The sequence below is a fragment of the Hymenobacter jeongseonensis genome, assembly GCF_015694725.1.
Classification (GTDB): Bacteria; Bacteroidota; Bacteroidia; order Cytophagales; family Hymenobacteraceae; genus Hymenobacter; species Hymenobacter jeongseonensis.
Genome location: NZ_JADQDQ010000002.1, coordinates 391,044 through 406,180, shown reverse-complemented (window position 1 = coordinate 406,180; position 15,137 = coordinate 391,044). Strand labels below are relative to the sequence as shown.

The window sequence follows — 15,137 nt, the reverse complement described above, 5'->3', positions numbered from 1 at the left end:
CGAATTTATCCTAAACAGTCCCTAGTCTATCACTCATGTTACCGGACTGTCAGAATTGATTCACGCGCTCGGCGTCGTGTGCAGTGCCCGGAACTCGGAGGGCGAGATGCGGTACTTGGCCTTGAAGCTGGCCGAGAAGTACGACGGCGAGGTGAAGCCCAATTGGTAGGCTACATCGGCAATATTGAGCTCAGGGTTGAGCAGTTGCTGCCGAGCTTTGGTCAGGCGGATGTCCTGGATAAAGTCAGTAACGCCCGTGCCCAGCAGGGCCTTGGTTTTGCGGTAGAGCTGCACCCGCGAGGTGCCCAGACTGCGGGCCACGTCTTCCACGCTCAGCTTGGCATTGCCTAGGTTGGCTTCCACAATGGCCGTGAGGTCGGCCAGGAATTTCTGGTCGACGCGCTGCGGCGCGACGGTGGCCGTGTCCACCGACAGCTCGCGCCGGAAATGCTCGCGCTGCCGGTCGCGGTTGCCGAGCAGGGTGCGCAGGTTTTCGAGCAGGAAGGTTGGGTTGAAGGGCTTGGTCAGGTAGAGGTCGGCACCGGCTTGCACGCCCTCCACTTGCTGCTCGGGCGCACTGCGCGCCGTGAGCAATACCACCGGAATGTGCGAGGTGCGCCAGTCTCCCTTGAGCCGGGCCACCACCTCCAGGCCGGTTACTTCGGGCAGCATTACGTCGCACACGATTAGGTCAGGGATGGTGTCGGCGGCCAGGCGCAGGCCGGTGGCGCCGTCAGTGGCGGTCTGCACCTGGAAGTGCGGGCGCAGCTTCTGGGCCAGAAATGCATTCACCTCCGCGTTGTCTTCAATGACCAGCACCAGGGCTTTGTTGTCTTTGCCGGCGCGGCGGGCCGCCGGGGTTTCTTCCGCTACGGAGAGGTCTAGTTCCTCCTCGGCCAAGGCCAGGGCCGGCGCCGGGGCTTCGGTGCTGCGCATGCTGGCCGGCAATTCCCGCGGCAGGGTCACCGTAAAGATGCTGCCTTGGCCCGGCGTACTCGTAAACGTCAGCTCGCCCTGATGCAGCCGCACCAATCCCATCGACAGGGCCAAGCCCATGCCCGAGCCCTTGGCCACGCCTTGCTGCCCCTGGTAAAACCACTCGAAGATGTGCGCCCGGTCCTGCTCGCTGATGCCGCGGCCCGTGTCTTCCACGCTGATGCGCACTTGGCCCTCGGCTGGCAGCGGCTGAATACTGACGGTGATTTGCCCGCGCTCGGGCGTGAATTTCAAGGCATTGGACAGCAGATTGAAAATGACCTTGTCCAGAATATTGACGTCGAACCACAGCCGGATGCTGGGCTCGGCGGGCAGAAACCGCAGACTGATGCCCCGCTGCCGGGCCGGCTTCTCAAACACGTCCATAATGTCCCGCACGAAGGCTACCACGTTGCCTTCGGTGGCGCGCACGGGCATTTTGCCCACGTCGATTTTGCGGAAGTCCAGCAACTGGTTGACTAGCTGCAGCAGGCGCTGAGTATTGCGCCGCACCAGCCCCAGGTCGTGGCGCTGCGGGGCCGAGAGGTCGGCACCGTTGGTGAGCAGCTCTTCCACCGGCCCCATGATGAGGGTGAGCGGCGTGCGCAGCTCGTGCGAGAAGTTGGTGAAGAAGCGCAACTTGGCCTCGGTTTCGACGCGGGCCTGCTCGGCCAGCGCCTCAATCTGGTTGCGCTGGGCCCGGATTTCCTCGTTCTGCCCGGCCAGCTTGCGCGTGATGCGCCGGTTGACCTGGAAGGCCCGCCACAGTATCACCCCCAGTACCAGCGCGCCCAGCAGCGCCGCTGCCAGGATATACAGCACGGTTTGCTGGCTGGCATAAGTGGCCAGCTGCTCCCGGAGCAGCTGCTGCTGCCGCTGGATGTCCTGCTGCTGGCTCCCCAGCTTCTCGGTCTGCATCTTCATCGTCAGCACATTGGTCGAGTCGATGACCATGGTGCTGAGTATGTTTTCCTTCTCGAAGGGCTGTTTCTGCAGAATCTTCATGGCGGTGCGAATGGCCTCTTCACCGCCCGGTGAGTACAGCAGCGTGGCCGTGAGCACCTTGTCCTGCACCAGCTGGATGCCGCCCTGCGGCCCGGCCAAGCCGTCGACCCCGATGATGCGGATGCGGCGGTCCAGCCCCAGTTGCTTGCAGACCTGGTAGGCCCCAAGCGCCATCCGGTCATTGTGGGCAAAAATCAGGTCCACCTCCGGGTGGGCGCGCAGCACGGCGGGCAGCGCCCGCAGCACCGACGGGCGCTTCCAGTCGCCCTGCACCTGCGCCACCAGGCGCATGCCCGGATAAGCAGCCAGCCCCTGCACAAACCCGCGGTGGCGGTCTTCGGCCGGCGAAGCGCCGGCCGCGCCCAGCACTTCTAGCACATTACCCCGCTGGCGCAACAAGCTGCTGGCGTAGTTGCCCGCCGTCTGGCCCACTTCCAGGTTGTTGCCGCCCACGTAAGCGGTATACAGCTTGGAAGTGGTGCGGCGGTCCAGTATCACTACCGGAACACCGCGGTTAAAGGCTTCCTCGACAATGGGCGTGATGGGCTCGGCTTGGTTGGCCGAAACAATCAGCAGGTCCACGCCTTCGTTCAAAAATTCCTGGATGTGGCGCCGCTGCAAAGCGCTGTTGTCGTGCGCGTCCTTCATCCGAAAATTCACCTGCGGATAAAAGCTAAGCTCTTTCTTCATGCCTGCGAGCATTGCCTGGCGCCAGGCATCGCCGTTGGTGCACTGCGAGAAGCCGATTCGGTAATGTTGGGAAACCGGAGCCGAACAGCTAGCTGCGGCAAGCAGCAACAGAAACAGCACGATGCCCCGAATGAGCACCGCAAGGTGCTGGAAAGCAGCAGCCAGTGGTATCATAATAGGGAAACAGGAAGAGGATAATTTGCGGAAGAGAAGCCCTTGCTAATTTTAAAGGTAGGCCGCCGCGCCACATAATGCCCAAAATATAGTATCGCCGACTCAGGGCCTGGCATTTGTCAGCCGAGGGACTCAAGCCTTGTGGTCCGCATTGGGGGTAGGGCAGGAACTGGGATGCCGGTCCATGCCGCGGCGGTACAGGTCGGCCACCAAGTCGAGCTTATGGATGTAGACCGTGTCTCCCAGGCGCAATTGCACGAGCATCTCGTCTAGTTCGACCCGCGCGGCCAGGGCGCCGGCGGCTTTCAACCGAAACAACCGGGCGTACTCCGCGCGCTGTTCCGCTGGGTGCGCCGCTAGAAAGTCCAGTTGTGGCTGGTGATAATTCTCAAGCACATGTCGGGGCTGGAGTGGCTGTTTCATGCCGTAAGAGAACGACGAAGGACGGAGAGTAGCCAATGGTGAATCAGCAAGTACCAGCCTCGAATCTCTTAGCGGGGTTTCGGTTCCTACTCTCGCACTACCCCGTTGCTACTCGGCTTCCTGCCCGGTGATAAGGCCGCGGCGAACAAGGTGTGATGATGTTCACTTGTCGGCAAGAGAAGTTTCCGTTGGCCGTTCGCAATGCCAAATCCCGTTGGAGGAAACCGGGGCTACGCATTCAAAACCAGGCCCTGACCCCGCGCTTTAGCTGGATATAAATGCCGTCATCTCCCCGGAATACGTCAGCGTGAGCTGGTGCATGGCCCGGGTGCACGCAACGTAGAGCATGCTCTTATCAACCTCCGTTTTATAAGTGCGGGCCGAGGCAAAAGGCACAATGACTTCATCAAATTCGAGGCCCTTGGCCAAGTGGGCCGTGGTGATGATGACCCCTTCTTTGAACGTCGTGGACTCGTCCGTGAGCAGGTAAATGCCGGGAGCCTGCAGCGCCTGGTGGGCTTGCTCGGCCTGCCGAAGCGTCTTGCAGATAATGCCCAGGGAATGATTGCCGGAGCTGCGAAAGGCGGTTATCATCCCCTCAATGGCCTGCAACTCCGCTTCCTGGCGGTCGAAGCGGGCGACGACGGGCGCCGGCCCGTGCCGTTCCAGGGGGATGATGTGGGAGTTAGGCGTGATGCGCTGCGCAAAGGCGGTAATCTCGACGGTTGAGCGGTAGCTACGGTACAGTCGCACCACCTCGGCTTGCGGGAACACGCGCTCGATGGTTTCGGCCGAGGAGGCGCTGTACGGATTCACCGTCTGGCTGACATCGCCCAGGATGGTCTTGCGGCAGCTAAACACGCGCGATAACACCGCGTATTGCACGGGCGTATAGTCCTGCATCTCGTCCACCAGCAGGTGCTTGACGTGGTCGTAGGCCGTGATGCCTTCCAGCCGTATCCGCAGGTAGATGAGGGCAAAGACGTCGGCGTATTCCAGGCGCATGCCGTGCTCGAAGCGGAAGAGCACGGGCTTGCCAATCCAGCGAAAAAAATCCCGGTAGAAGTCCAGCACGTTGTTGAACTTGAACATGCGGGGAATCGCCTCTCCAATGGCCCCTTTTTCCTGGCCGGTCAGCTTGCGGCGGGTGGCGTCCCGCACGTGGTTGCGCACGTCCTCGGCCACCAGCGCCAGGCGTTTCAGCAGCGGCACCCGGTGGTAGGCCTTGAACTTGGCCTGAATAAACGGCAAGGGCACAACGGTCCGGCCAACGCGCAGGTCTGTGCCAGCGAAGTAATGGTTTTCCACGTGCAGCAGGTACTGGTTGAGCTGGCTGAGGAATTCCGACGAAGACTTGAATTGCATGCGCTCGATGAACGCCGGGTCGTGCTTGTCCAGCAGCGCCGATACCTGTTCGAAAAAGGTCTGGAACGGGTAGCGGTTTTCGAGCAGGTCGGCCGCCAGCTCGTCCATGCCCAGCTCGGGCAGGTGCTCTTCCCCCAGCTCGGGCAGCACGTTGGAAATGTAGTCGGCGAAGACCTTATTGGGCGAGATGATAAGCACGTCCTGCGCCCGGATGCTCTCCCGGTAGCGGTACAGAAGGAAGGCAATGCGGTGCAGGGCAATGGAGGTTTTGCCCGAACCGGCCACGCCCTGGATGACCATCACCGGCGCGGTTTCGTTGCGAATCACCGCGTTCTGGTCGCGCTGGATGGTCGCGACGATGTTTTTCATCTTGTCGTCGCTGGACTTGGCCAGCTCGCGTTGCAGCACGTCGTCGTGAATGTTCACGTCGCTGTCAAGCATAAACTCCAGGCGCCCGTCGCGGATTTTGTACTGCCGCTTCAGCGCAATGGTGCCCTGAACCGTGCCGGACGGGGTGGCATAGGAAGCTTCCCCCAGCTCGAAGTCGTAGAACAGGGACGAGATGGGGGCCCGCCAGTCGAAAATCAGGCCCTGGCGCTTTTGCTCGTCGATGAAGGAGTAAATGCCGATGTACACCGGCAAGGAGTCTTGGTTTCGCGCAACGAAATCGATACGGCCAAAATAGGGCGACTGCACCAGCTTGAGCAGTTTCCGTTTCCGGGCCACGGCCGCTTCGCCCGTGAACGCCATGCGGTTGATGGACTGGCCGGCGGCCACCATATCCGCGTCGTCCATGCCGGACTGGTGCTCGTGGATGTACTCTTTCTTCTCGCGCAGCTCATCAGAAAACTGCCGCACCGACGCATCTACCCGCCGGATGGCCAGCGTGAGCTTCTCCTTGATTTCTTCCAGGTATTCTCTCTCTTCGTGTTCCGTCGCGTTCATCCCGAGTGGCTCTGTGAAATGGGCCACAAAGGTCACCTTAAATTCCAGCTTACCGAAACGTTTCGCCGCTAGCATGAGCCACACGCTGCTCCGGCAACCCGGCAGGCGGGGGGGCTCTACAAGCGGGCAGTTCGTGCTTTTAGCGGGCAATTTTAGTGCCGACAACGAACGATTATCGGTACTAATATTTGAGCTGCTAGATTCGTTTTGAACAGGTTATATCCTAGCACTACTTCTGCCCCGACGACTCAGCTACCACCAAAAAGAGCGGCTCCTTTTCAGGAAGCCGCGCTTTTCCGTCGGGCTTTACCAAGCCCTATTTATTGTACCGGCCTGCCCGTGGCATCCAGCAGGGTAACCTTGCCGTTGGCAAACTTTTTTACCTCGTCCAACTGCGTGGCCTTGTCGCCCACCACGACGTACACCAGCTCTTTTTCCTGCATGTATTTGCCGATGGTGGCTTTGAAATCCGACACCCCCATTTGCATGAGCTGCTGCTGGTCGTCCTCGATGAATTTCGGGGACTTGTTGAACTTGCTGATGCGCCGCAGGATGTTCAGCTTCGCGCCCTGGCTTTCGTAGACCAGGGTGTTGCCCTTCAATATTTTGCTTTTGGCAATGTCCACGTCGGCCTGGCTAAAGGTCGGGCCGTAATCGGTCAGCAGCTGGCGGATGAGCTGCAGCGAGGGCCCGGTGGCGTTGGCGCGCACGCTGGTCGACACCACAAACGGGGCCAGTTCCTTTAGCTCCTGCACCGACGAGCCCGCGCCGTAGGTATAGCCTTTTTGAATGCGCAGCAGCTGGGTCAGGCGCCCGCTGGCCCCGCTGCCCAGCACGGCGTTGGCAAACGTGGCTTTGCTCAGGTCGGGGTCCGAGCCGGCCAGCGCCAGCTTGCCGATGTAGAGCACCGACTGCTTGGCATCGGGCACGTCGATGAAGTAGACGTTGCCGCCCAGGGTTTGGGCGGGTATCGTCTGCTTCGGCACGCTGACTGCTTTGGCGGCCCAGCCGGTTTCCAAGGGCCGCAACGCCGCCGCCACCGTGTTCTGGTCGATGGCGCCCACCACGTGCACGGCCGCCCCGGAAGGCGAGATGTTCGCGTGGTAGTACGCTTTCAAATCGTCGAGCGTGAGGCCGGCCGTGGTTTCCAACGTGCCGCTGCTCGGGGTGCTGAAAATGTGATTGGGGCCGTACAGCAATTTGAGAAAGTTCTGGCTGGCCACGGCGGTGGGGTTGGCTTCCTGCCCCTTCAGGTTGGTGGCCAACGAGCGTTTGAGGCGGGCAAACTCGGCCGCGTCCCAGCGGGGCTGCAGCAGGATTTCCTGCACCAGGGCCAGCGTGGGCGCGAAGTTGCGGGCCAGGCAGCGCGCCTGCACCCGGATTTCTTCGTTGGCGCTGTTCACTGAAATGGTGGCCCCGAGCAAGTCGATGGCTTCTTCCAGCTGGGCCGGCGTTTTCTGCGCCGTGCCCTGCATCAGCAGCTGGGCCATCAGCGCGGCCGTTCCGGCTTTGGCCAGCGGGTCCAGGGCATGGCCGCCGGGAATGGTCACGTCAAACGAGACGAGCGGAATTTCGCGGTTGTCGATGCCGTATACTTTCAGGCCGTTGGCCAGCGAAGCATTCCAGATGGCGGGCACTTTAAACAGCGGGGTTTCCAGGAAGGGCGGCTCCGACCGGTCGTTTTTGGTGACGGTTTTTTCAAACTCGGCTTCCTTGCCCTGGCCCACGTCCTCGTTCTGCACCCCGGCCACCACTTTTTCCTGGTACACCGTGGCCAGTTGCGCGCCCTGCACTACCAAGTTTTGCTGGCCCTTGGGCACCACGCTGGTCATCACGTAGGGCTTGCCTTTCAGGTACTGGTTGTACACACGCATCACGTCGTCGCGCGTCACGGCCTGGGCCAGTTGGGCGGCTTTGCTGATGTAGGCAGGGTCGCCGGCAAACTCGTTGTCGCGGCCCATTTGCAGGGCTTTGCTCAGCACCGACTCCACGCCGGCGTACAAGTCGGTTTCGATTTTGGCCCGAATGCGTTGGAGCTCGGTATCCGAAAAGCCCTGGGTTTCGAAGCGCTGCAGGCCCTCCTGAATGGCGCTGTGCACCTGCTGCAAACTCGTGTTCGGATTGGCGCGCACCTGCAGGATGAATTCGCCCGCCAGTTCACTGCTGTACTGATAGGCCCCCACATTAGGCGCCAGCTTCTGCTCTTCTACAATCACTTTATAGAGAGGCGAAGTGCGGTTGCCGGCCAACAGCTGGCTCAGCACGTCCAGCGCATAGGTATCGCGGTGGTACTCCTGGATGCTGGGGAATACCACCTGCAGCTGTGGCAGGCGGGCAAAATTGTCTTCCAGATACAGCGACTTGGTTTGGGTCAGGCCCGCGGGCCGAGGCTTGAGGGGCTTCACTTCCGGACCTTTCTTGATTTCGCCAAACCAACGCTGCACCTTGGCCTTGGTTTCGGCGATGTTGATGTCGCCGGAAATGACCAGCGTGGCATTGTTCGGGCCGTAGTACTGGTGGTAGAACTCCTGCACATCGGCCAGCGTGGCGGCCTGCAAATCCGGCAACGAGCCGATTACCGTCCAGTTGTAGGGGTGGTCGGCTGGGTACAGATTTTTGCGCAGCACCTCGTTGGTAAAGCCGTAAGCCACGTTGTCGTAGTTCTGCCGCTTCTCGTTTTTCACCACTTGGATTTCACGGGCCAGGGCCTCGGCGGTCACGGTTTTAATCATGTAGCCGAGCCGGTCGGAGTCTATCCACATGATTTTGTCGAAGGCATCCTTGGGCACGACTTCGTAGTACTGGGTGCCGTCGTTCCAGGTGCTGCCGTTGCGCTGTCCGCCCCATTCCTCGATGAGCTTGCGGTTAGCCCCGACCGGCGCATTCTCCGAGTCGTTGAAGGACATGTGCTCGAAGAAGTGGGCAAAGCCCGTTTTGCCGGGCTTCTCGCGGTTGGAGCCCACGTGCATGACCGTCGCGAAGGCCACGATGGGGTCCGAGTGGTCTTCGTGTAGCACGACTTCCAGGCCATTTTCCAGCACAAATTTTTCGTAGGGCAAGGAAAACGCGCGGGCTTTGGCGGCTGCCGGTTGCTGGGCAGTTTTGCAGGAGGAAGTAGCCGCCAGCGAAGCGGCCGAGAGCAGCAGGGCCGCAAGTTTAGTAGCGTGTTGACGCATCGTCCGGAGGAAAGTAAGGAATGGTCGAGAGAAGAAAAGCAATAGTAGTGCTTATCCGCAGAACGAGCGGAAACGAGAAAGTAGGGGTTTGACCAACCGCCGCTTTACGAGGGCTTCCCCAACCACATTTGGCTTCGCATTTGCCGTGCCCCGACGAGCGGATTTAGTTTGCTCTACTTCAGCTTTTTTACTTTTTATATTTTCTTAAATTAGTGCCTCTGTTTCACGCGCGGAGTCCCTGTTGCTTTGCAATTTTCCACTTGCTGCCATCAAGCCCCGCGGATGGGGCCTAACTGCGGACAATGCTTGGGAACTCGTCCCTGGGCAACGAAGGGCAGGAATAGAGCATCTCTCGCGCTTTATCTACGGCCATGATTAAACTGGAGGGCATTCGCAAAAGCTACGCCGTGGGGGCCCACCGCCTCGAAGTGCTCAAGGGCATCGATATGCACGTGCGGGAAGGGGAGCTGGTGAGCATTATGGGCTCCTCGGGCTCGGGCAAAAGTACCTTGCTTAATATCCTGGGCATGCTCGACGACTTTGACGCGGGCAGTTACTTTTTGGCTGGCACGCGCATCGACCGCAGCATGTCGCAGGCCCGGGCGGCGCAGTATCGCAATCGGTTTTTGGGCTTTGTGTTTCAGTCCTTCAACCTGCTGGGCTTCAAAAACGCCATGGAAAACGTGGCGCTGCCCCTGTATTACCAGCAAGTGGGCCGGCGCGAACGCAACCGCCGCGCCCTGGAATACCTCGACCGGGTGGGCCTGCGCGATTGGGCTACCCACCTGCCCTCGGAGCTGAGCGGCGGCCAGAAACAGCGCGTGGCCATTGCCCGGGCCCTCATTAGCCAGCCCAAGCTAATTCTGGCCGACGAGCCCACCGGAGCCCTCGACACCCAAACTACTCAGGAGGTGATGGACATTTTCAAGCAGGTGAACCGCGCCGGGATGACGGTCGTCATCGTGACCCACGAGCACGACATCGCCGCCCAAACCGACCGGATGGTGCGGGTGCGCGACGGCCGCATTGTGAGCGACGAAACCGAAGAGCTGTCTGAGCAACCCCGCCACCTGCTGGCTACCTAACGCTCCTGTGCGATGTTCGACCTCGATAAATGGCAGGAAATCCTCGACACCATGCGCCGCAACAAGCTGCGCACGGGTCTGACGGCGTTTGGAGTGTTTTGGGGCATCTTCATGCTGGTGCTGTTGCTGGGAGCGGGCAAGGGCATGGAAAACGGCATCTTCAAAGAGTTTGGCGCCACGGCACGCAACAGCTTGTTTGTGAGCGGCGGGAAGACCTCGCTGCCGTGGCAGGGCATGAAACCGGGCCGCGAAATCAAGCTTTCGAATACGGACATGGAAGCCGTGCGCCGCAGCATCGACGGCGTGGAACTGGTGGCGCCCCGCAACCGGCTCTCGGGCGAGTACACCATTGAGCGGGGCACCAAAAACGGCTCGTATCAGGTGTTTGGGGCCAATGGAGAATTCTTCGTTATCAACGGCGAGGAGTTGAAGCAAGGCCGCTTGCTGAGCCCTCTCGACCTGGCTGAGCAACGCAAAGTGCTGGTGATGGGCGAAAAAGTCCGCAAGGTGCTGTTTGGCGACGAGCCGGCGGTGGGCCAGTACGTGCGCATCAAAGGGGTGTATTTCCGGGTAGTGGGCATCTTCACGACAACCCAAAACCAGGGCCGCAACGAGGAGCGCGCCTACGTGCCATTCAGCACGTTCCAAACCACGTTTAATCAATACAACCAAGTGCACCTGCTGGGCCTGACCACCCGCAGCGGCTTGCCCGTGAAAGACCTGGCCGACCAGGTGCGCCTGCTGCTGGCCCGCCGGCACCAGTTCGACCCGGCCGATAAGCAGGCCCTAAACCTGAACAACAACGAGGAGGAGGTGCAGCGGTTTCAAGGCTTGTTCTTGGGCATCAAGCTGTTTGTGTCTGTTATTGGGGTACTGACGCTGGTGGCCGGCGTGGTGGGCGTGAGCAACATCATGCTCATCATTGTGCAGGAGCGCACCCGCGAAATCGGGGTGCGCAAAGCTTTGGGGGCCACGCCATTCAGCATCGTGAGCATGATAGTGCAGGAATCGGTGGTGATAACCGCGCTGGCGGGCTACCTGGGCCTGCTGGCCGGGGTGGCAGTGCTTGATGGCATTCGCTACGCATTGGAGAAAGCAGGAGGGACGACCTCCTACTTCGACCGCCCGGAAGTGAACCTGACCGTGGCCATCAGCGCTATTGTGCTGCTGGTGGTGGCGGGCGCCGTGGCGGGCTTAGTGCCCGCTACCAAAGCGGCAAACATCAAACCCATTGAAGCGTTGCGGGCTGATTAAATCCACCGTTGCTAACTCCCGGCAGTCATGTTTGACCTTGATAAATGGCAGGAAATCCTCGGCACGGTGCAGCGGCACAAGCTGCGCACGGGCCTGACGGCGTTCGGAGTGTTTTGGGGCATCTTCATGCTGGCGGTGCTGCTGGCGGCGGGCAAAGGCTTCCGCAATGGCGTGGAGAAGGAGTTTGACGTCGCCAAAAACTCGGTCTTTGTGTGGTCGCAGCGCACCAGCGTGCCTTACATGGGGCTGAAAGCCGGCCGCCGGCTGCAGTTCACCAACGACGATGTGACGGCGCTGGAACGCGAAGTGCCCGAGGCGGCGCTGGTGCTGCCGCGCGCCTCGCTGCATGGCACGTTCACGGTGCAGTACGGGACCAAAAACGCGTCGTTTTCCGTCAATGGCGAGTACCCGGGCTACCCCGCGGTGCAGGCCGTCAACCTGACGAGCGGCCGGTTCATCAACACCATGGACATCACGGGGCGGCGCAAAGTCGCCGTTATTGGCGACCGGGTGCTGGACGTGCTTTTTGGCCAAGCCAACCCGCTGGGCCGTTACATCAACATCAAAGGGAGTTATTTTCAGGTGGTGGGCGTGTTCAAGGGCACGGGCAAAGCGGAAGAGGCAGAGCGCAACGGCCAAACCATCATTGTGCCCCTGACTACGCTGCAGGTGGCCTTCAACCAAACCAATCAAGTCGACTACTTCGCCTTTATCCCCTTGACGGGCACCCCGGCCTCCATCGTCGAGACCAAAGCCAAGCAGGTGCTGGGTCGCCAGCACAAAGTGGCCCCCACGGACGACCGCGCCTTGGGGTCGGCCAACGTGGAAGAGGAGTTTGCCCGCGTGCAGGGGTTGTTTTCGGGCATCACGGCCTTTAGCTGGCTGGTCAGCATCGGCACCATTTTGGCGGGCATCATCGGGGTGAGCAACATCATGCTCATTGTGGTGAAGGAACGGACCAAGGAAATTGGCATCCGCAAGGCGCTGGGGGCCACGCCGGGCAGCATCGTGAGCCTGATTGTGCAGGAAAGTATTGTGCTGACGGCGGCGGCGGGCCTGGTGGGCTTGCTGGGCGGCACGGCCCTAATGGCCGGCATCAGTGCCATGATTGAAGGCGAGGACATTAGCTTTTTTGCCAATCCGCAGGTTGACGTGGGCGTGGCCCTGCTGGCGGTGGCGCTGCTGGTGGGCGCCGGCGCCCTGGCGGGACTGCTGCCCGCCACCATTGCCGCCCGGGTGCAGCCCGTTGTGGCGCTGAAAGACGAGTAACCCACCATTCCGCACTTATCCTTCCACCTAGAGACTGTTGCTATGAAAAACGACATGCTTGCCGAACCCCTGGTTCAGGCTCCGCCCGCCCCGCCGCCCCCCGTTTCGGAGCCGTACGCCCCCGTGCCCCCGCCCGGCCGGCGTATCATTACCCTGAGCCGGGTGCTGTGGGGGCTGCTGCTGCTGGGGCTGCTGGCCGGGTTTGGGTGGCTGGCCCGCTACTTCTACCGCCAAGCCAACGCCGACCCCGTCACGTACAAAACCGAAACCCCCGTGGTGACGGACATCGTGAAGAAAACCGTGGCCACGGGCAGCATTGTGCCGCGGCGGGAAGTACAAATCAAGCCCCAGGTGTCGGGCATTGTGGATGAGCTGTTTGTGGAAGCCGGCCAGCCCATTCAGCAGGGCCAGCTGATTGCGCGCATCCGCACGGTAGCCAATGCCGGCAACGTCAACGCGGCGCAAAACAGCATCCAGGCGGCCCGCATTGCCCTGCAAACCAGCCGTGTGGAGCTGGACCGTCAGCGTACCCTGTTTGAGCAGAAAGTTATTGCGGAGCAGGAATACAACCGCTTCGTGGCCGATTTCCGGGCCAAGCAGCAGTCCCTGGATGCGGCCCAGAACGATTTGCAGATTGCCCAGCGCGGGGCCTCGCGCAACACCGGCGGCGCTTCCAATTCGGTGCGCTCCACCATCACCGGCCTGTTGCTCGATGTGCCCGTGAAGGAGGGCTCGTCGGTAGTGGAGCGCAATAATTTCAACGAAGGCACCACCATTGCAACGGTGGCCGACATGAAGAGCCTGATTTTTGAAGGCAAAGTGGACGAAAGTGAAGTGGGCAAAATCAGAGAGGGCATGGCCCTGAACTTGACCGTGGGGGCGCTGGAAAACCAGACGTTTCCCGCCACCCTCGAATACATTGCCCCCAAAGGCGTGGTGGAGGAAGGGGCTACCAAATTCTTGGTGCGCGCCAAGGTCAAGCTGCAGCCGGGGCAGTTCCTGCGGGCTAACTACTCGGCCAATGGCGACATCGTGCTGGGCCGCCGCGAAGACGTGCTGGCCATCCGCGAAAGCCTGCTGCAGTTTGGCAAGGTGAACAAAGACAGCGTGTTTGTGGAAGTAGAAACCGGGCCCCAGCAGTTTCAGAAGCGGCTGGTCAAAACGGGCCTGTCCGACGGTATCAACGTGGAAGTCCTCAGCGGCCTGCGCAAGACCGACAAAATCAAGGTGCTGGGCCCACCGGCCGAAGACAAAGAGGACTAATGCGGCATCTGGTAGATTACTTTCAAGAAGATTAAAATAAAACGACAAACGCGAGAGAAGTCGCCAACATATACTGACGGCTTCTTCCCCCTTGCGCTTCGTAGGAATAGCCTTTGCGACTTGCAACAACCGAAGTGCCCTTGTTTAATAAGCTTGGCCATGGTGGTGGGGTGGCCAACTGCTTCCCGCGCAGGTTGGAGGCCACGATGTGTCCGCTGGGGTCGACGAGAAAGTTATGGGGAATGGCCTTCAATCTGTATTGACACGCCACGGGCTGTCAAAGGCGCGCAAGTCCGAGACCTGCGTCTAGGGCATGCGGTTGTCGGCGATGGCCTGGGCCCACTTGGCGAGGTCTTTTTCCTGGTCCAACGACACCCCCAATCCCTCGAAGTTGTGCCCCTTGAAGGCCTCGTAGGATTTCGCCAGGGTGGGTTTTCGGCGCCTTTGAGCACGTATGGATAGGGCATCGGGACGGGCGTTTGGGACAAGGCTAGGCAAGGGATTAGGACCAAGAGGACGGCATTCTGCGCGGCGCTGCACGTGCGCCGGTTTGGCTGTTCCGATTTTATATCACGGTGTACGTCGTCGTTCGAACGAACCTTGTGCCACTGACCGATGTGCTAGTTTCTACGAATGAAAAAGTCGTGGTTGTCAACTCCTGTATCCGGTAACGCATCGCGGCAGGTTGGTTGGGATCGAAAACAATTTCCGTTTCGTTGGCTGCGAGGCCCCAGATACCAACCGTGGTTTGTTGGGCGCCGGAAGGAGAGCATTTACTAGCCCCTTGGTTCAGGAAATACGACCGGTCCGAATTGAAGTGGGTGAAGTCGTCATCGGCGCTCGGCTGCATGGTGTTATAAGGCAGCACATCGTTCGTTATCACGGCGCCCGAAGCCGTTGTTTGGGTTTCAGTAATGCTCGTCAAAATGCCAGTTGGGAGTAGTCAGCAATGCTTCGCGTTCCGATGGGATGGGGAGTGTTGAGTCACTGGACTTGCTGCACCCGGCAAGCAATAGCAACCCCACGGAAAGAAGCGGGGATAGCCGTTGAATTGAAGCAAGTATGAGGCAGTATGAAGCGGCTAAGACCTATTAAAAGATAAAAAAGGGCACCGCTTCGGTGATTGATAAAAGCGTGTGAGGCGACCTAAAGGGCAGTATTAGGCCAGCAACCGCGCCTTGCGGGCGTTGTACTCCTGCTCCGTAATCGCGCCTTTTTCCTTCAAACGGAACAGCTTGTCCAGTTCGTCGCTTACGCTGGAGCCGGGCGCATAGGTGTAGCCCATTGGGGGCGTCCGGCCTTGGTTGTATTCATTGTTGAAGTCCTCGTCCGACATCATCAGCCAGACGATGGTGTGGTACAGGCCGATGAGCGAGGGGATAAACGTCCAGAATAGCAGGAGGCAGGCAATGCCCCTGCCGGTTTTGCCCAAGTAGAAGTATTGGCCGCCGAAGCTGCCCAGGAAGAAGGCAATGAACATGGCGGTGATGCGGTCTTTCATGCAGGAGAGGGA

11 protein-coding genes are annotated in these 15,137 nt (G+C 60.2%); 4 read left to right on the top strand and 7 right to left on the bottom strand.

Annotated elements, in window-relative coordinates; all coding sequences use genetic code 11:
* Window positions 1-60: 60 nt before the first annotated feature.
* The 4 genes from I2I05_RS05340 to I2I05_RS05325 form a co-directional block, all read right to left on the bottom strand.
* Window positions 61-2,844, bottom strand: coding sequence for a substrate-binding domain-containing protein (locus tag I2I05_RS05340; RefSeq protein ID WP_196281192.1), 2,784 nt, complete (start codon window positions 2,842-2,844; stop codon window positions 61-63).
* Between the two features lie 132 nt (window positions 2,845-2,976).
* Entirely contained in the window at window positions 2,977-3,267 is a 291-nt protein-coding gene (locus I2I05_RS05335; protein WP_196281191.1) for a recombinase family protein, read from the bottom strand.
* A gap of 264 nt (window positions 3,268-3,531) precedes the next feature.
* The gene (locus tag I2I05_RS05330) at window positions 3,532-5,577 is read right to left on the bottom strand and encodes a HelD family protein (RefSeq protein ID WP_230688167.1); all 2,046 of its coding nucleotides are present in this window, start codon (window positions 5,575-5,577) and stop codon (window positions 3,532-3,534) included.
* Between the two features lie 320 nt (window positions 5,578-5,897).
* Window positions 5,898-8,753 carry a M16 family metallopeptidase gene (locus I2I05_RS05325; protein WP_196281189.1) on the bottom strand — a complete coding sequence of 952 codons (2,856 nt, stop codon included), beginning with the start codon at window positions 8,751-8,753 and terminating at the stop codon, window positions 5,898-5,900.
* 371 nt (window positions 8,754-9,124) lie between these two features.
* Here I2I05_RS05325 and I2I05_RS05320 point away from each other — a divergent pair, with 371 nt between their 5' ends.
* From I2I05_RS05320 to I2I05_RS05305, 4 genes are read left to right on the top strand one after another with little or no spacing between them, the layout of a single operon-like run.
* Window positions 9,125-9,838: an ABC transporter ATP-binding protein gene (locus I2I05_RS05320; RefSeq protein WP_196281188.1), complete on the top strand. Its 714-nt coding sequence runs from the start codon at window positions 9,125-9,127 to the stop codon at window positions 9,836-9,838.
* A gap of 12 nt (window positions 9,839-9,850) precedes the next feature.
* On the top strand, window positions 9,851-11,092 hold the full coding sequence (locus I2I05_RS05315; RefSeq protein WP_196281187.1) for an ABC transporter permease: 1,242 nt from the start codon (window positions 9,851-9,853) through the stop codon (window positions 11,090-11,092).
* A gap of 27 nt (window positions 11,093-11,119) precedes the next feature.
* Window positions 11,120-12,361 carry an ABC transporter permease gene (locus tag I2I05_RS05310; RefSeq protein ID WP_196281186.1) on the top strand — a complete coding sequence of 414 codons (1,242 nt, stop codon included), beginning with the start codon at window positions 11,120-11,122 and terminating at the stop codon, window positions 12,359-12,361.
* 42 nt (window positions 12,362-12,403) lie between these two features.
* Window positions 12,404-13,624, top strand: coding sequence for an efflux RND transporter periplasmic adaptor subunit (locus I2I05_RS05305; protein ID WP_230688166.1), 1,221 nt, complete (start codon window positions 12,404-12,406; stop codon window positions 13,622-13,624).
* A 306-nt stretch (window positions 13,625-13,930) separates the two neighbouring features.
* Here I2I05_RS05305 and I2I05_RS05300 read toward each other — a convergent pair whose 3' ends face one another.
* From I2I05_RS05300 to I2I05_RS05290, 3 genes are all read right to left on the bottom strand, one after another.
* Window positions 13,931-14,122, bottom strand: coding sequence for a hypothetical protein (locus tag I2I05_RS05300; RefSeq protein ID WP_196281185.1), 192 nt, complete (start codon window positions 14,120-14,122; stop codon window positions 13,931-13,933).
* A gap of 67 nt (window positions 14,123-14,189) precedes the next feature.
* Window positions 14,190-14,549: a hypothetical protein gene (locus I2I05_RS05295; protein WP_196281184.1), complete on the bottom strand. Its 360-nt coding sequence runs from the start codon at window positions 14,547-14,549 to the stop codon at window positions 14,190-14,192.
* A 234-nt stretch (window positions 14,550-14,783) separates the two neighbouring features.
* Window positions 14,784-15,125, bottom strand: coding sequence for an NINE protein (locus I2I05_RS05290; protein ID WP_196281500.1), 342 nt, complete (start codon window positions 15,123-15,125; stop codon window positions 14,784-14,786).
* Window positions 15,126-15,137: the final 12 nt, after the last annotated feature.